Below are 15,614 nucleotides of genomic sequence, written 5' to 3' on the forward strand. Positions count from 1 at the left end.
ACTGTTATTGCCGGGCCTGTCTCAGGCCCGTTCGCTTACTCAATGGAGGTGTTGATGTCTTTTTCGCGATCCACTGCTTTTCGTCACCGCGCGGCACCTGCATTGAAGTCGGCCGCTAAATTCATCATTATTAATGCTGTTACCTACGGTCCCGCCGGTGTCACTGGCTGGGCAGTGAAATCGGTAGCGCGACGCCCGTTACGTCTGCTGCTGGCTGTGGCGCTTGAGCCATTGCTGAAACGCGTGATGAACCGGGTGGCATCGCGCTTCATCAGGGAGAAAGATGAAAAGACTGCAAACTGAATTGATGGCGTTGATGAACCGTGGCGTTGATCGCCACCTGCGGCTGGCGGTAACCGGATTAAGCCGCAGCGGCAAAACCGCCTTCATCACCTCACTGGTTAATCAGCTTTTAACCGTTCACAGCGGCGCGCGTTTGCCGCTGTTTTCCGTGGTGCGGGATGAGCGCCTGTTAGGCGTAAAGCGGGTGCCCCAGCGTGACATGGGCACGGCCCGTTTCACCTATGACGAAGGGCTGGCACAGCTCTACAGCACGCCGCCTGCCTGGCCCACACCCACACGCGGCGTCAGCGAAATGCGACTGGCGCTGCGTTATCGTCCCAATGATTCGCTGCTGCGTCATCTGAAAGAGACCGCGACACTCTATCTGGAGATTGTCGACTATCCCGGCGAATGGCTGCTGGATCTGCCGATGCTGGCGCAGGATTATCTCGCCTGGTCCCGGCAGATGAACGATCTGCTGCAGGGCGATCGTGCTGAGTGGGCAAAGCCCTGGCGAACCCTCTGCGAAAAACTCGACCCGCTTGCACCCGCCGATGAAACCCAGCTGGCAGAGATTGCCGCTGCCTGGACCGACTATCTGCATCGCTGTAAATCTGAAGGCTTACACTTTATTCAGCCCGGTCGCTTCGTGCTGCCTGGCGATATGGCAGGCGCCCCCGCACTGCAGTTTTTCCCCTGGCCGACGGCTGATGAAGCGCAACTCACTAAGCTGGCACAGGCGGACAAGGGCAGTAACTTCAGCATGCTGCAGCAGCGGTTTAACTACTACTGTCAGCATGTGGTGAAAGGTTTCTATAAAAACCATTTCCTGCGCTTTGACCGCCAGATTGTGCTGGTTGACTGCCTGCAACCGCTTAACAGCGGACCCCAGGCGTTTAACGACATGCGGCTGGCACTGACGCAGCTGATGCAGAGTTTTCATTACGGTCAGCGAACCTTGTTTCGTCGGCTCTTTTCACCGGTAATCGACAAATTGCTTTTTGCCGCCACCAAGGCGGATCACATCACCAGCGATCAGCACGGCAATATGGTGTCACTGTTACAGCAGCTGGTGCAGGATGCCTGGCAGAACGCGGCGTTTGAGGGGATTAGCATGGATTGCATCGGACTGGCGTCGGTGCAGGCGACGCAGAGCGGGCTGGTCGATCACCGCGGCGAGAAGATCCCGGCCCTGCGCGGAAACCGGCTGGATGATGGTGAGCCGCTCACTGTCTATCCGGGCGAAGTCCCGCCGCGTCTGCCCGGTAATGCCTTCTGGCAGCAGCAGGGTTTTCAGTTTGAACAGTTCCGGCCGCAGCAGCTTGATGTCGATCGCCCGCTGCCACATATCCGCATGGATGCCGCGCTGGAATTTTTATTGGGAGATAAATTGCGATGAGTGATCCGCTGAAGCCGCGTATCGATTTTGCCCGTCCGCTGGATGAGAGCAGCACCACGCCGCTGCGCCCGGCGCAGACTTTTGAAGCGGAAGCGCAGGCGGCGTTTCTGGCGGTGCAGGATGAAGAAGTCGCTGTCGAAGAGGAGGGCGCAGGTGAACGGGCGGTGGAGGCTGCGCTGAAACCTAAGCGCAGCCTGTGGCGCAAACTGGTGACCGCTGGCGTGCTGCTGTTTGGCGTCAGCGTGATTGCGCAGGGTGTCCAGTGGACACATGACGCCTGGCTGACCCGCGACTGGTTTTCACTGGGCAGCGGCGTGGCGGGTGGTCTGATCATCCTGGCGGGTGTGGGTGCGCTGACCACCGAGTGGCGTCGTCTCTATCAGCTGCGTCAGCGCGCCGAGGAGCGGGATGTGGGCCGTGAGCTGCTGCACAGTCATGGCATCGGCAAAGGCCGGGCCTTCTGCGAAAAACTGGCGCAGCAGGCAGAGCTGGATCAGGCGCATCCGGCCCTGCAGCGCTGGCATGCCTCGCTGCACGAAACCCACAATGACAGTGAAATTGTCCGCTTATATGCGCAACTGGTGCAGCCGGTGCTGGATCGGCAGGCGCGGCGCGAAATCAGCCGTCACGCTGCAGAAGCCACGCTGATGATTGCGGTCAGCCCGCTGGCGCTGGTGGATATGGCGTTTATCGCCTGGCGTAATCTGCGGCTGGTCAATCGCATCGCGGCTATTTACGGCATTGAGCTGGGCTACTTCAGCCGCATCCGGCTGTTCCGTCTGGTGCTGCTCAACATGGCCTTTGCCGGGGCTTCCGAACTGGTGCGGGAAGTGGGTATGGACTGGATGTCGCAGGATATTGCCGCCCGGCTTTCCACGCGCGCCGCGCAGGGCATTGGCGCGGGTTTGCTGACTGCAAGACTGGGCATCAAAGCGATGGAGCTGTGCCGTCCACTGCCGTGGCTGGAGCAGGATAAACCACGGCTCGGCGATTTCCGTCGTGAGCTGCTGGGCCAGTTGAAAGAGGCGTTGCAGAAGGGCGGTAATAAGTCAGCCTGACGCTCTCGTGACAAATTAAAGGCGGCATTGCCGCCTTTATTCTTTAGTGTGGCTGGCGCAGCACCTGTCGGGAGTCGATGACCAGACACTCACCCGGACAGCCCGACTCATCAGTGATCACCGGATCCGCTGGCAGCGTGTAGGCCATTCCATTTTTCTCCCTGATAAAATGCGCCATCCCGGCAAACATTTGTGACCACTCATCAGGATTTTCTCCGGCAGTACAAAAGTCCGCCATACGCGCCGGAGCTGTCAACTTTTCCTGACAGATCCCTTTCTGCAGGTGCGCGACTTAGCGTATTATTGTCTTATCTGAACCTGATTAAGGCGAACGCAATGCGTCTGGAAGTGTTCTGTCAGGACCGACTCGGTCTGACGCGTGAACTGCTCGATCTGCTGGTGGCACGCAACATTGATTTACGCGGTATCGAAATCACGGCGCTGGGCCGCATCTACCTGAACTTTTCTGCACTGGAGTTTGATGCCTTCAGCAATCTGATGGCTGAAATCAGGCGTACACCGGGCGTAACAGATGTGCGCACGGTAGCGTACATGCCCTCTGAACGCGAGCATCGTGCGCTGAGCGCCCTGCTGGTGGCGATGCCGGATCCGGTTTTCTCCATCGATCTGAAAAGCAAGGTTGAACTGGCTAATCCGGCCGCACAGAACCTGTTTAATCTCGATGAAGAGAAGATGCGCAACTTCAGCGCCGGTAATCTGATTAACGGCTTCAACTTCATGCGCTGGCTGGAGAGCGATCGGGTTGAAGCGCAGGCGCAGCATGTGGTCATTGAGGGCCGCGATTTTCTGATGGAAGCGCGTCCTATTTATCTGCCGGGCGAAGAGGGCCAGAACGACAGGCCAGTGGGGGCGATGGTGATGCTGAAGTCGACAGCCCGCATGGGTCGTCAGTTGCAGAATCTGGTGGTCACCGATGAATCGGAGTTTGACCATATCATTGCTGTCACGCCGAAGATGCGTCAGGTGGTGGATCAGGCGCGGAAACTGGCGATGCTCGATGCGCCTTTACTGATTGTTGGCGACACCGGCACCGGGAAAGATATGCTGGCACGCGCCTGCCATCTGCGCAGTGCCCGCGGCAAGAATCCCTTCCTGGCGTTGAACTGTGCCTCTCTGCCCGATGACGTCGCCGAAAGCGAGCTGTTTGGTCATGCCGCCGGAGCCTATCCGAATGCGCTGGAAGGTAAGAAGGGTTTTTTTGAGCAGGCTAATGGCGGCTCTGTGCTGCTGGATGAGATTGGTGAGATGTCGCCGAGAATGCAGACCAAGCTGTTGCGTTTTCTCAATGATGGTACCTTCCGCCGCGTCGGTGAAGAGCATGAAGTGCATGTCAATGTTCGGGTAATCTGCGCTACGCAGAAAAACCTGATTGAGCTGGTGCAGCGCGGGGAGTTCCGCGAGGATCTCTTTTACCGGCTCAATGTGCTGACGCTGCAACTGCCGCCTCTGCGCGATCGTCCGCAGGATATTCTGCCGCTGACCGAGATGTTTGTTGCCCGCTTTGCGGATGAGCAGGGGATGGCGCGTCCGCGACTCTCGCCGCAACTTAACGCTTTTCTGACTCGCTACGCCTGGCCTGGTAACGTGCGTCAGCTTAAAAATGCGCTTTATCGGGCGTTAACCCAACTGGAAGGTTACGAACTGCGTCCGCAGGATATCGTGTTGCCTGAACAGGCACTGGATGTGTCACTGGGCGATGAGGCGCTGGAAGGGACGCTGGATCAGATCACCAGTCGTTTCGAACGGTCGATTCTGACGCGGCTCTATCTCTCCTATCCCAGCACCCGAAAACTGGCAAAACGGCTTGGTGTGTCGCATACGGCGATTGCGAATAAATTGCGGGAGTATGGTCTGGGGCAGAAGCGCACCGAAAGCGAATAAGGGACGGACTGCAGGTGAGAAGTGGGTAAGCTGATTATCCGTTGGATATGGTCGATAGAGTCTGGCCCATCTGGCTTTGAGGCTGAGCCTGCTCAGGGAACCGGGTCAGATCGGAAAGACGCAAAAGGCGTCATCCCTGACACGCTCGGCACGCGCGATTACGCACCTCATCCCTGAGGTGCGCCCGTAACCGGGCCAACGCTTTACGTTGTTCAAAAACGCTCCCGGCGTTTTTGTCCCTGGCGCGTGACGCTTTCCTCTTCTGACCCGGTTCCCTGTGCGTTGAGCTTCTTCGTTGCTGCCAGAACCACCCTGATACGGGTTTGCCAGCAGTTTGAAGCGGATAACTCGGTTATCCGTTTTTTTATTACTTCAGCGCGGTCAGCGCAGCGTCATAATCTGGCTCAGTAGTGATTTCATCAACCAGCTGGCTGTAGATCACTTTATCGTTCTCATCCAGCACAATTACGGCACGTGCGGTCAGACCTTCCAGCGCACCATCGGCAATTTCCACGCCATAATCATATTTAAACTCTGAGCCGCGCAGCGTCGACAACGTCACCACGTTGTTCAGGTTTTCTGCGCCACAGAAGCGCGACTGGGCAAACGGCAGATCGGCAGAGATGCATAACACCACGGTGTTATTCAGTTCGCTTGCAGCCTGATTGAACTTGCGCACCGATGAAGCACAGACACCGGTATCTACGCTCGGGAAAATGTTCAGAATTTTGCGTTTTCCTGCATACTCAGAGAGCGCGACGTTGACCAGGTTTTTCGCTACCAGCGTGAAAGCTTTGGCTTTATCGCCAGCCTGAGGAAACTGACCAGCAACCGGTACGGCGTTACCCTGAAAATGAACAGTCTGAGACATAGTGATTCCTTTTAATGATAAAAAAGATCTGACACAAAACGGCTAAAGATAGCCGTTGTTTATGACATAAATGTTAAGGGTTTACGAGTTCAATTGTGGAATTTAACGTGGCGGTCTGCCACTGCGTCGCACATTGTGGAGTGGAAATGAGAACGGTAAAAAGTTATCCCGAAGCCTGGCCGTTGCACACGCCGTTTGTCATTGCCCGTGGAACCCGGACTGAAGTCAAAGTGGTGGTGGTTGAAATTGAGGAAGACGGAGTAAAAGGCGTTGGCGAAGCGACGCCTTATGCGCGCTATGGTGAAAGCGAGGCGTCGGTGCTGGCGCAAATCGCCGCGCTGCTGCCCGCGCTGCAACAGGGCATGACGCGCGAGGCGTTACAACAGGCGCTGCCCGCCGGGGCGGCGCGCAACGCCATTGACAGCGCACTATGGGATCTCGCCTCACACCAGCAGCAGAGCAGCCTCTGGCAGCTTAGTGGCGTGACTGCACCGGAGGATGTGGTGACCGCGCAGACCGTCAGCATTGATACTCCCGAGGCGATGGCCAGCAGCGCGCTGGCGCTGTGGCAGCATGGGGCAACACTACTGAAGATTAAGCTGGATAATAATTTCATTACCGAACGGCTGATGGCGATTCGCGCCGCCGTGCCGGACGCGACCCTGATTGTGGATGCCAATGAATCCTGGCACGCCGAAGGTCTGGCGGCGCGCTGTCAGCTGCTGGCGGACATCAATGTAGCGATGCTGGAACAGCCCCTGCCAGCGGGTGAGGATGCGGCGCTGGAGAACTTTATCCATCCATTACCCATCTGCGCCGATGAGAGCTGTCACACCCGCGAAAGTCTGGCGGCACTGCGAGGTCGTTATGAGATGGTCAACATTAAGCTGGATAAAGCGGGCGGGCTCACCGAGGCGCTGGCGCTGGCCAATGCGGCTCTGCAGCAGGGTTTTGCGGTAATGCTCGGCTGCATGCTCTGCACCTCGCGGGCGATACGCGCCGCACTGCCGCTGGTGCCGCAGACCCGCTTTGCCGATCTCGACGGGCCGACCTGGCTGGCGGTGGATGCAGAACCGGCGATTAAAGTGCGCAACGGTCAGCTGATCATTGCTGCCAGCGCAGCAGATTAACCATCATCTCCAGGTAGGTTTCAGTGGCTTCATCCACTGAAATCACCGGCATTTCAGCGGTCACGCAGGGCAGGCTGAGATCTTTACACCAGCTGCCGAATGAGCCTGGTGTGTCATAACCAACGCTGCTGACCCGCGGAAGGCCGGTGTGGCTGGCCAGCCAGCCACCAATCTCTGCCTGATGCGGGTCGTCAATACAGCCCAGCGGTTCATGCCATGAGACGATCCAGCGTGGTTTCAGCTGATGAATCAGCGCGCAGAGCGCCTGGGTTTCCGGTTCAGAAGCCGGATGAGCCCCGGTCGAGAGCGCCACATCACGCTCATCGGCAGCGCTGTTCCAGCGATACACCGTCTCGCCTGACTGCCAGTTCGCCGCCGGAAAGTTGCGGTTGAGATCGACGCCGTTAGCGTTCGCGCGCAGTCCGAGCTGACAGCCATCAGGATTGACCGCTAACACCACGTGGTGCCGACGCATTCCATCAGGCAGCGTCCGTAATGCGGCGGAGAGGGTGGCGATGGCCGCATTCTCATCACCGTGAGTGCCCGCCAGAATCAACCCGCTCTCGGGATCGCCCAGCGGCGCCGGAAACCAGAGCAGCGGCGCACCCAGCACTGAGCGGCCATACTGCTGATAGGGGACGTCCAGTTTGCCGCGCAGGGGACGTGGATGGAGTGGCGACATAGTTATTTCCTCAAAGGGTTTTACTAAAAGTAGCGGAAAAGCCGTGTGCGGAAAATAGCTATTTATCTGTCAGCCATTTGCGCTAAAGTGCCCTGCACAAGTTGCATCGGCAACAGACTGATGCAGCGCTTCTTTGGGGTAAAGGAGTGATAATGGTCAATACCTTTCGCATGACGCTGGCAGCAATCAGCCTGAGCAGCATCATCACACCCGCCATCGCGGCGAATCCACCCGCTGGCGCGCAGCTGGCTGAACAGCAGCAGATCGTTCGCCATATTAAAGATGAACCCGCTTCGCTCGATCCGCTTAAAGCGGTAGGGCTGCCTGAAATTCAGGTGATACGCGATCTGTTTGAAGGACTGACCAATCAGGATGCGCAGGGCAAAATCGTGCCGGGCGTGGCGCAGAGCTGGAGCAGCAGCGATAACAAAACCTGGGTCTTTACGCTGCGTAATAACGCGCGCTGGTCGAACGGTGATCCGGTCACGGCTCAGGATTTTGTCTACAGCTGGCAGCGCCTGGTCGATCCGAAAAACAGTTCAGCCTTTGCCTGGTTCGCGGGCTTAAGCGGTATTCAAAATGCGGCAGCGATAACCAAAGGCGAAATGACGCCCGACAAGCTGGGTGTGGTCGCCCAGAGTAAAAACCAGCTGAAGGTGACGCTGGATCGTCCGGTGCCGTGGTTCCCGGCGCTGGTGGCTAACGTGGCACTTTTCCCGGTGCCGCAGAAAATCATTGCGCAACAGGGTGACAGCTGGACGTCACCCGGCAAACTGGTGGGCAACGGGGCCTATCAGCTTAGCGAACGCGTAGTGAATGAAAAAATCGTACTGACACGTAATCCTCACTACTGGGATGATGCCCATTCGGTGCTGACGAAAGTGACTTTCGTGCCGATTAATGAAGAGTCGAGCTCCACTAAACGTTATCGATCCAACGATATTGATATCACCGAATCCTTCCCGAAAAACATGTATGCACTACTGAAGAAAACTCTGCCCGGAGAGGTCTACACACCTGACCAGTTAGGCACCTATTACTACGCGTTTAACACGCAGAAAGGGCCAACTGCCGATGTGCGGGTTCGCAAAGCGCTCTCCTGGTCTATCGACCGGAAAGTGATTGCTGAAAAAGTGCTGGGAACCGGTGAGAAACCGGCGTGGCACTTTACGCCAGATGTGACAGCAGGCTTTAAGCCACTGCCCACGTTCATGCAACAGCACGATCAGAACAGCCTGAATGCACAGGCCAAATCGCTGCTCGCTGCTGCCGGTTACGGTCCCGGCAAGCCGCTGAAACTCAAACTGCTCTACAACACCTCTGAGAGCCACCAGAAGATTGCGATTGCTGTGGCCTCAATGTGGAAAAAGAACCTCGGTGTGGATGTCACGCTGGAGAACCAGGAGTGGAAAACCTATATCGACAGCCGTAACAGCGGAAACTTCGATGTGATCCGCGCCTCGTGGGTCGGTGACTACAATGAACCCTCCACTTTCCTGAATCTGCTGACGTCGGGCAACAGCAGCAACATCGCGCGCTTTAACAACGCGGATTATGATGCGGTTATCGCCAAAGCCAGTCGGGAGACCAGCGATCAGGTACGTAACAGCGATTACAACCGTGCCGAGCAGATCCTGGCTGAGCAGGCCCCGATCGCCCCCATCTATCAGTACACCAATGGCCGCCTGATTAAACCCTGGGTCAAAGGCTATCCCATCACTAACCCTGAAGATGTCGCCTACAGTCGCGAACTGTGGATTGAAAAGCACTGAGTGCAGGTGGCCGGTCAACCGGCCACCCTCTGAAATCTTTCTACACAGCCCGGAGATTGCAACTCAACACCGTCACGCTAGACTGTATCGTATTGATTTTAGTAGTGAGGCGACGTTGTGGACGTAATTGAAGGAAAAGCGTTACAGGTTTCAGATGCCATAATTTCCTGCCAGCTGGATGGCAAGGGCGGGATGATCCCGATTGCTGAAGATGAAGTCATCCAGTGTGAGCAGCCCTGCTGGCTCCATCTGAACTATACCCACCGTAAGAGCGCGGAATGGCTGCAGTCGACGACACAAATCCCTGATGCCGTGCGAGACGCCTTAGCGGGCGACAGTATGCGTCCACGCGTCAGCCGGCTGGGCGACGGCTTTATGATCGTGCTGCGCAGCGTCAACCACAACAGCGATGCGCGTCGCGACCAGCTGGTGGTGATGCGGGTATTTATCAACGATAAGCTCATCGTCTCGACCCGGCGGCGTAAAGTTTCTGCCGTCGATGAAGTCCTCACGGATTTGCAGAATGGTAACGGCCCGATTGACTGCGGTAGCTGGCTGGTCGATATCTGTGATGCCCTGACCGATCACACCAGCGAGTTTATCGAAGATTTACATGACAAAATCATTGAGCTGGAAGATGCGCTGCTTGACCAGCGGATGCCGGCACGAGGCGAACTCGGCCTGCTGCGCAAACAGCTGATTGTGATGCGGCGGTATATGGCGCCGCAGCGTGATGTCTATGCGCGGCTGGCCAGTGAAAAACTGGCCTGGATGGATGACACCGAACGCCGCCGGATGCAGGAAATCGCCGATCGGCTGGGACGCGGGCTGGATGATCTGGATGCGGGGGTGGCGCGTACCGCGATTCTGGCTGATGAGGTTGCTTCTGCGATGGCGGAGTCGATGAACCGACGTACCTATACCATGTCACTGATGGCGATGATTTTTCTGCCAGCCACCTTCCTGACCGGCCTGTTTGGCGTCAACCTGGGCGGTATTCCAGGCGGCGAATGGCGATACGGTTTCTCTATCTTCTGTCTGCTGCTGGTGGCACTGGCCGTGGGGGTAGCGGGGTACCTGCGCAAGCGGCGCTGGCTCTAGCGTTATGCGTAGCGTATCGGTTATCTGCGCTGAAAATCCAGTTAAGGACGCAAAAGCTGATCGACATCAAGAACCCATTGTCGCTGCTGACGCAAACTCTCTCCCGCAGGTGAATGCAACGTCAAGCGATGGGCGTTGCGCTCCATATTGTCTTACTTCCTAATTTAGAATTAATGCATAGCACATTTAATTCGAAACATGCCGGCCCGTGTGCCGGCTTTTTTTTTGCCCGCCTGGCTGTAACGCCGTTCCTTACCTAAGCTTAAAGTCCATTCGCAACAAAAGGAGTACGGCATGAGCGCGATTCTTAACAGCGAGCCGATCCCCACGGATCCGATCCCGATTCCTGAGCCTATTCCTCAGCCACAACCCCAGCCTGATCCGCCGACAGATCCGGAATTTCCGCCGATAATGGATCCACCACCGCATCGCAACATATAAAAAAAGGGCGTGCTGCCAGCAGCACGCCCTTAACCTTTCCAGCACTTATTTAATCTGAATCACATCCAGACGCGCGCTGGTATCCGGGGCATCCTCTTCATCAGCCCGCCAGCCAATTGGCTGCAGCGGCAGAGATTCCCGGTCAAAGGCGAGATCCCCGCCATCAACCACCGCATCGCCATGCTTAATGCCTTTAAAATCGAACAGGTTGATATCCGCCATATGTGACGGCACCACATTCTGCATCGCGCTGAACATGGTTTCAATACGGCCAGGATAGCGCTTATCCCAGTCACGCAGCATATCGGCTACCACCTGACGCTGCAGGTTCGGCTGAGAACCGCAGAGGTTACACGGAATAATCGGGAACTGACGCGCTTCTGAGAAGCGGATGATATCTTTCTCGCGGCAGTAAGCCAGCGGGCGGATCACAATCTGCTTGCCATCGTCGCTCATCAGCTTTGGCGGCATGCCTTTCATTTTTCCGCCGTAAAACATGTTCAGGAACAGCGTCTGCAGAATGTCATCGCGATGGTGGCCCAGCGCAATTTTAGTACAGCCCAGCTCAGTTGCGACGCGATAGAGAATGCCACGGCGCAGGCGCGAGCAGAGTGAGCAGGTGGTTTTGCCTTCCGGGATCTTATCTTTGACGATGGAGTAGGTATCTTCTTCGATAATCCGATACTCAACGCCCTGCGACTCAAGATATTCCGGCAGGATATGCTCAGGGAAGCCCGGCTGTTTCTGGTCGAGGTTAACGGCAATAAGACTGAAGTTGACCGGCGCACTTTTTTGCAGACTGCGCAAAATTTCCAGCATGGTGTAGCTGTCTTTGCCGCCCGACAGGCAGACCATGATGCGGTCGCCTTCTTCAATCATTTTAAAATCTGCAATGGCTTCGCCGACGTTACGACGCAGACGTTTTTGCAGTTTATTGAGGTTGTACTGTTCTTTAGGGTTAACTGATTGATTTTCTTGCATTTTTAACTATCTCTAAAACCAAAAGGGGCATATAAGGGGCAAAAATTTTTAGATTGCCAGTTTGCCGTTGAGCATATCGACCTGCTCGCCGTTCATTTCCTCAATCCAGGTGCCATAGATCTCATAGACCATCTGCGCGTTTTCATGCCCCATCTGATTAGCTATAAAAGAAGGATTCGCACCGGCCGACAACAACCATCAGGCAAAAGTATGCCGCGTATGGTACGGATTGTGCGTGGGAATGCTAGATCCAGAGCAATTATTCCCATCAAAATATTCTCTAAGATGTAACCATATGGCATAGTCTTGGATAACATTTTAAGGGATTAACATATGTCTAAAATTACCGTCAGAGCTGGTAGCGATCATTTGGCTTCGATTGCTAATGCTAAGCCAATCGTCGCCTTATCCGAATTGATATGGAATGGATTCGATGCAAAATCTGTAAATGTAGAGGTTGTCACTCAGCTTGAGCCTCTTCTCGGTAGTATTTCTTGTATTCAAATCAAGGACTCGGGCTCAGGCATCCCATTTCAACAAGTGAATGATGTCTTTGGTAATCTTGGTGAGTCTTGGAAGAAGCAGGCTCGGCTTAATGGAGATAGATCGCTACATGGTCAGTTCGGTCAAGGTCGATTCAAGTCTCTATCATTAGGTGCAAATGTACGTTGGAAAACGGTGTATGAGCGAAGCGGAAGTTTTTTCACCTACACGATTACCACCGATGCAAATCGTATCGGTGATTTTATCATTGGGGATCATCATGAATGTGATGAAAGACTGACTGGAACAATTGTCGAAATAACCAACTTATCTGAATCAGCGAAGGAATTGCAAAGCGAAGATATTATCCCTGCACTCACTAAAGAATTTGCATTGTTCCTTATCGAATATCCAGCAAGAAAGCTTTCTTTTAATTCTGAAATAGTTAATGCTAATGATGCCTGGTCAGATAAAAGCGATTACGAAATTGGAGAAGTTGGCCGAGAAGATGGTGTGCGCTTTAATGCCTCTATTTCGATAATTGAATGGAATCAAAAGGTGCAACGAGAAATACATTATTGTGATGAAAATGGCTTTTCTCTTTTCAAAGAAAAGGTAGGGCCCATTATCCGAGCCCCAGGATACGACTTTACAATATATATCAAATGCGATTATTTCCGTGAAAAGGCAGCTTCAAATGAATTAAGTCTAAGTGATTTGGTTCCTGAGATAAAAAAAATAAAAGATGCAGCAATAGAAGTAGCCAAAGAGCATTTCCTTGAGCGCGCATTGCATGATAGATCACAAGTTGTGGATGAGTGGAAAAAAGAGCAAATATATCCCTATGATGAAAACACACACCTGCAGCCTGCTGATGTTATTGAAAGACAAGTTTTTGACATTCTGGCAGTGAATGTTCAGAGCTATTTAAAAAATTTCAACTCCGCTGATAAAACCACCAAAAAGTTTACTTTTAAACTCCTTTCCCAAGCTATAAAAGAAAATCCAGCATCAGTCCAGAAAATAATAACTGAAGTTTTAGAGTTGAAGAAAAAAGAGCAAGACGATCTGGCTGAATTGCTTGAAAGAACAACTCTTTCTTCAATTATTAGTGCTTCTAAAGTAGTCACTGATCGGTTGAATTTCTTAAATGCTCTAGACAATTGTGTACATGACATTGAAACTAAAGGAACTTTTTTAGAGCGAGATCAGTTACATAAAATTCTTGAAAAGGAAACATGGATATTTAGAGAAGACTTTTTCTTGGCCGGAAGTGAAGATTGGTTAGAGGAAGTTTTGCAGAAGCATATCAAGCATTTAGGTAAAAGAGAAGCTGAGACGACAGAAGACGAGGTTTTAGAACCTGTTCTCCTTCCTGGCGGTAAGAGGGGCAGGGTCGATCTAATGTTTGCTAAATCCAGACAACCCAGTGAAGGTTATACAGAATATTTAGTTATAGAATTAAAAAGACCCTCACAAAAGGTTGATATGGATGTGATTTCACAGGTTGAAAAATATGCCATGGCTGTTAGTGCGGATGAGCGATTTGACCATGCGAAATCAAAATGGACATTTATAGCTGTTTCAAATTCGATGGACCAGTTTGCTGCGCGTAAGACTAATCAAAGGGGGCGTGAAAAAGGAAAGGTAATGGATGATGCCGATATAAATGTTGAAGTATGGGTGATGACGTGGGCAGAAGTTATTAATGCTGCCAGAGCAAGATTAAGCTTCTTCAAAAAGCAACTAAAATATGAGGCAAGCAGAGAAACTGCATATGGATATTTGGAAAGGACGCATAAAGAGTATATCCCAAAGCCTGCTATCAAACCCGCTGCAAAAGTATAGGGGAAATGCCCCTAACTATTGGGTCTAAATAGCTAACCTGTTATTTAGCATATCAATTTGCTCGCCATTCAACTCTTCAATCCATGTCGCGTAGATTTCAAAAACCATCTGCGCGTTTTCATGCCCCATCTGATTAGCTATAAAAGAGGGGTTCGCACCAGCCGATAACAACCAGCAGGCAAAAGTATGCCGCGTATGGTACGGATTACGGCGGCGAATCCCAGCACGTTTTATAGCGGCATTCCAGCGCGCACCAATGGACGAAAGGGAATAGAAAGGTTTCTGCACACCCTTTTGCGGTCTGGGCACGAAAACGAACCTTACCTTCTGCTTCTCAGTCGATCCATACTCTCTGTGATGAAAAATTATCGTAGTGCGCGGCTGTAGCTCGGTGATCATTCGCTGAGCCTTCAACGCATCAAGCGCTGGCTGCAGGAGTTTAACAGTGCGATCACCGGCTCTTGTCTTTGGTGGGCCGAACATTTTGAGCGCGGTCAGATTGCGGCGCACATGCACAATGCCGTTCTGCAGATCAACATCCTCCCAGGCCAGCGCCGCGATTTCACCATGGCGCAGCCCAGAATAAATGGCGAACTGCCACATATTACGGCTCTGGCCGCTCTCCGTAGCCATCAGCTGACCAAATTCTGCTTTTGTCAGGGGATCGGGCTTAGCCCGTGACTTCTGCAGTTTCTTAATCCCCTCAAACGGTTTATTGGCAATGTAGCCAGATAAATATGCGAAGCGTAGAAGAGCATTCAGCAGGGACACGTAGTTATCAACGGTACGGACACTTCTGCCTTTTTTATTGGACCGTCGGGACTCCTGATAGAGAGTGTCGCCATCCAGTATCTGTAGCCTGTAGTTGAGGATGTCGCTATGCCTGATATCTGTGATAGGTGTGTCAGCGCCGACTATAAAAGTTAAAGTTTTTATCTGCGACAGAGTTTTGCGTACTGTATTTGCAGTGAGTTCTGTTTTCTTTATATTCAGCCAAGCGTCGCACAGTTCCCCGAAAGTATTAATTGCCAGAGTAGTAGGCATCCCGACATTTTTTCGGGAAGAGGGGAACCGCAATTGATAATCAAACTCACCTAGATTGATCTCACTGACAATTACTGAGCGCAGGCTACCCGCTTTACGAATATTAGCAGGCGTGGCCGTCCATCCTTTGAGGATTTCTCTGTATCGTTTACCCCGGTACATAAACCAGATACAGATGCTCTTGCCCCTGATTTCCACGCCTGTAGGTAACACTGCCATTTTACCAGTCCTGAATATACCTGTTAATTTTAGGGTAGTTGTACCAAATCGTTCTGCACTTATTTCCCGCATTACCTTTTGGTGAGACGCGCTTGAAATGTACCCCTTCGATCCAGCAGTTTTGCCGGTAGTTCTCAATTTGACGGTCACTTAAACCAGTCAGGTGTGTGAGTCCTATTTCCACCACCCATTCAACATGCAAATTAATCTGTGTCATGCTCAACCCATGACCGGCCATCATTATTACAGATTGGCCGGGGAAAAATTGATTCTTAAAAATCACCCAATTTTGTAATGAACCGAATAGCTCAAGCGCCATGCTAAGTTGCGTGCAGCAGGAAATTCAGGCGTTACTCGGCATGCTTTGGATTTTGATCAACTTATAACGGAACAATGCTATT

Annotated in this window: 15 protein-coding genes and 1 pseudogene; 9 read left to right on the top strand and 7 right to left on the bottom strand. The window is 52.9% G+C overall.

All coding sequences use genetic code 11. The features are described from left to right. The first annotated feature begins 54 nt into the window (after window positions 1-54). Genes pspD through ACXKZD_RS09115 form a run of 3 tightly spaced genes read left to right on the top strand, consistent with a single transcriptional unit; the run spans window position 55 to window position 2,739 of the window. Window positions 55-303, top strand: a complete 249-nt coding sequence (gene pspD, locus ACXKZD_RS09105; RefSeq protein ID WP_010670225.1) for a phage shock protein PspD — start codon at window positions 55-57, stop codon at window positions 301-303. Next, window positions 284-1,681 (top strand): YcjX family GTP-binding protein, encoded by a 1,398-nt coding sequence (locus ACXKZD_RS09110; protein ID WP_488982020.1) that lies wholly within the window; start codon window positions 284-286, stop codon window positions 1,679-1,681. Before pspD ends, ACXKZD_RS09110 begins: the two co-directional genes overlap by 20 nt. Continuing rightward, window positions 1,678-2,739 (top strand): YcjF family protein, encoded by a 1,062-nt coding sequence (locus ACXKZD_RS09115; protein WP_033787738.1) that lies wholly within the window; start codon window positions 1,678-1,680, stop codon window positions 2,737-2,739. The genes ACXKZD_RS09110 and ACXKZD_RS09115 overlap by 4 nt, the downstream gene beginning before the upstream one ends. A gap of 43 nt (window positions 2,740-2,782) precedes the next feature. On the opposite strand, the gene ACXKZD_RS09120 is transcribed toward ACXKZD_RS09115, so the two are convergent. After that, window positions 2,783-2,995 carry a hypothetical protein gene (locus tag ACXKZD_RS09120; protein WP_153020891.1) on the bottom strand — a complete coding sequence of 71 codons (213 nt, stop codon included), beginning with the start codon at window positions 2,993-2,995 and terminating at the stop codon, window positions 2,783-2,785. Between the two features lie 80 nt (window positions 2,996-3,075). Here ACXKZD_RS09120 and tyrR point away from each other — a divergent pair, with 80 nt between their 5' ends. Continuing rightward, window positions 3,076-4,641, top strand: coding sequence for a transcriptional regulator TyrR (tyrR, locus tag ACXKZD_RS09125; RefSeq protein WP_031591537.1), 1,566 nt, complete (start codon window positions 3,076-3,078; stop codon window positions 4,639-4,641). A 367-nt stretch (window positions 4,642-5,008) separates the two neighbouring features. Here the strand turns inward: tyrR and tpx are convergent, their stop codons facing one another. Next, a complete protein-coding gene (tpx, locus tag ACXKZD_RS09130) occupies window positions 5,009-5,512 on the bottom strand; it encodes a thiol peroxidase (RefSeq protein ID WP_010244619.1) in 504 nt (167 codons plus the stop codon). Window positions 5,513-5,658: 146 nt separating this feature from the next. On the opposite strand from tpx, the gene ycjG reads away from it, so the two are divergent. Further along, entirely contained in the window at window positions 5,659-6,642 is a 984-nt protein-coding gene (gene ycjG / locus ACXKZD_RS09135; RefSeq protein ID WP_064691347.1) for an L-Ala-D/L-Glu epimerase, read from the top strand. Here ycjG and mpaA read toward each other — a convergent pair. Beyond that, window positions 6,617-7,324 carry a murein tripeptide amidase MpaA gene (gene mpaA, locus ACXKZD_RS09140; RefSeq protein WP_010670220.1) on the bottom strand — a complete coding sequence of 236 codons (708 nt, stop codon included), beginning with the start codon at window positions 7,322-7,324 and terminating at the stop codon, window positions 6,617-6,619. The genes ycjG and mpaA overlap by 26 nt on opposite strands. 152 nt (window positions 7,325-7,476) lie before the next feature. On the opposite strand from mpaA, the gene ACXKZD_RS09145 reads away from it, so the two are divergent. From ACXKZD_RS09145 to ynaL, 3 genes are all read left to right on the top strand, one after another. Then, window positions 7,477-9,096: a peptide ABC transporter substrate-binding protein gene (locus ACXKZD_RS09145; protein WP_488982021.1), complete on the top strand. Its 1,620-nt coding sequence runs from the start codon at window positions 7,477-7,479 to the stop codon at window positions 9,094-9,096. Between the two features lie 117 nt (window positions 9,097-9,213). After that, a complete protein-coding gene (gene zntB / locus ACXKZD_RS09150; protein ID WP_010244630.1) occupies window positions 9,214-10,197 on the top strand; it encodes a zinc transporter ZntB in 984 nt (327 codons plus the stop codon). A gap of 294 nt (window positions 10,198-10,491) precedes the next feature. Then, window positions 10,492-10,638 carry a proline-rich small protein YnaL gene (gene ynaL, locus ACXKZD_RS09155; protein ID WP_010244632.1) on the top strand — a complete coding sequence of 49 codons (147 nt, stop codon included), beginning with the start codon at window positions 10,492-10,494 and terminating at the stop codon, window positions 10,636-10,638. A 45-nt stretch (window positions 10,639-10,683) separates the two neighbouring features. Here ynaL and ttcA read toward each other — a convergent pair whose 3' ends face one another. After that, a complete protein-coding gene (ttcA, locus tag ACXKZD_RS09160) occupies window positions 10,684-11,619 on the bottom strand; it encodes a tRNA 2-thiocytidine(32) synthetase TtcA (protein ID WP_488982022.1) in 936 nt (311 codons plus the stop codon). 48 nt (window positions 11,620-11,667) lie between these two features. Beyond that, window positions 11,668-11,856: pseudogene (locus ACXKZD_RS09165) on the bottom strand (tyrosine-type recombinase/integrase); the annotation flags it as partial. A gap of 96 nt (window positions 11,857-11,952) precedes the next feature. Here ACXKZD_RS09165 and ACXKZD_RS09170 point away from each other — a divergent pair. After that, a complete protein-coding gene (locus tag ACXKZD_RS09170) occupies window positions 11,953-13,950 on the top strand; it encodes an ATP-binding protein (protein ID WP_488982023.1) in 1,998 nt (665 codons plus the stop codon). Window positions 13,951-13,974: 24 nt separating this feature from the next. Here ACXKZD_RS09170 and ACXKZD_RS09175 read toward each other — a convergent pair whose 3' ends face one another. Continuing rightward, the gene (locus ACXKZD_RS09175; RefSeq protein ID WP_488982024.1) at window positions 13,975-15,213 is read right to left on the bottom strand and encodes an Arm DNA-binding domain-containing protein; all 1,239 of its coding nucleotides are present in this window, start codon (window positions 15,211-15,213) and stop codon (window positions 13,975-13,977) included. A 1-nt stretch (window position 15,214) separates the two neighbouring features. Continuing rightward, window positions 15,215-15,430 carry an excisionase family protein gene (gene xisR, locus ACXKZD_RS09180; RefSeq protein ID WP_488982079.1) on the bottom strand — a complete coding sequence of 72 codons (216 nt, stop codon included), beginning with the start codon at window positions 15,428-15,430 and terminating at the stop codon, window positions 15,215-15,217. Between the last annotated feature and the right edge of the window lie 184 nt (window positions 15,431-15,614).

The sequence above is a fragment of the Pantoea sp. ABR1s genome (assembly GCF_057812235.1).

Excerpts from the sequence above, each read along its gene's own strand:
- mpaA (WP_010670220.1), bottom strand. The coding sequence starts at position 7,324 with ATGTCGCCACTCCATCCACGTCCCCTGCGCGGCAAACTGGACGTCCCC.
- pspD (WP_010670225.1), top strand. The coding sequence starts at position 55 with ATGTCTTTTTCGCGATCCACTGCTTTTCGTCACCGCGCGGCACCTGCA.
- xisR (WP_488982079.1), bottom strand. The coding sequence starts at position 15,430 with ATGACACAGATTAATTTGCATGTTGAATGGGTGGTGGAAATAGGACTC.
- ttcA (WP_488982022.1), bottom strand. The coding sequence starts at position 11,619 with ATGCAAGAAAATCAATCAGTTAACCCTAAAGAACAGTACAACCTCAAT.
- ACXKZD_RS09115 (WP_033787738.1), top strand. The coding sequence starts at position 1,678 with ATGAGTGATCCGCTGAAGCCGCGTATCGATTTTGCCCGTCCGCTGGAT.
- ACXKZD_RS09110 (WP_488982020.1), top strand. The coding sequence starts at position 284 with ATGAAAAGACTGCAAACTGAATTGATGGCGTTGATGAACCGTGGCGTT.
- ycjG (WP_064691347.1), top strand. The coding sequence starts at position 5,659 with ATGAGAACGGTAAAAAGTTATCCCGAAGCCTGGCCGTTGCACACGCCG.
- tpx (WP_010244619.1), bottom strand. The coding sequence starts at position 5,512 with ATGTCTCAGACTGTTCATTTTCAGGGTAACGCCGTACCGGTTGCTGGT.
- tyrR (WP_031591537.1), top strand. The coding sequence starts at position 3,076 with ATGCGTCTGGAAGTGTTCTGTCAGGACCGACTCGGTCTGACGCGTGAA.
- ACXKZD_RS09145 (WP_488982021.1), top strand. The coding sequence starts at position 7,477 with ATGGTCAATACCTTTCGCATGACGCTGGCAGCAATCAGCCTGAGCAGC.
- ACXKZD_RS09170 (WP_488982023.1), top strand. The coding sequence starts at position 11,953 with ATGTCTAAAATTACCGTCAGAGCTGGTAGCGATCATTTGGCTTCGATT.
- ynaL (WP_010244632.1), top strand. The coding sequence starts at position 10,492 with ATGAGCGCGATTCTTAACAGCGAGCCGATCCCCACGGATCCGATCCCG.
- ACXKZD_RS09175 (WP_488982024.1), bottom strand. The coding sequence starts at position 15,213 with ATGGCAGTGTTACCTACAGGCGTGGAAATCAGGGGCAAGAGCATCTGT.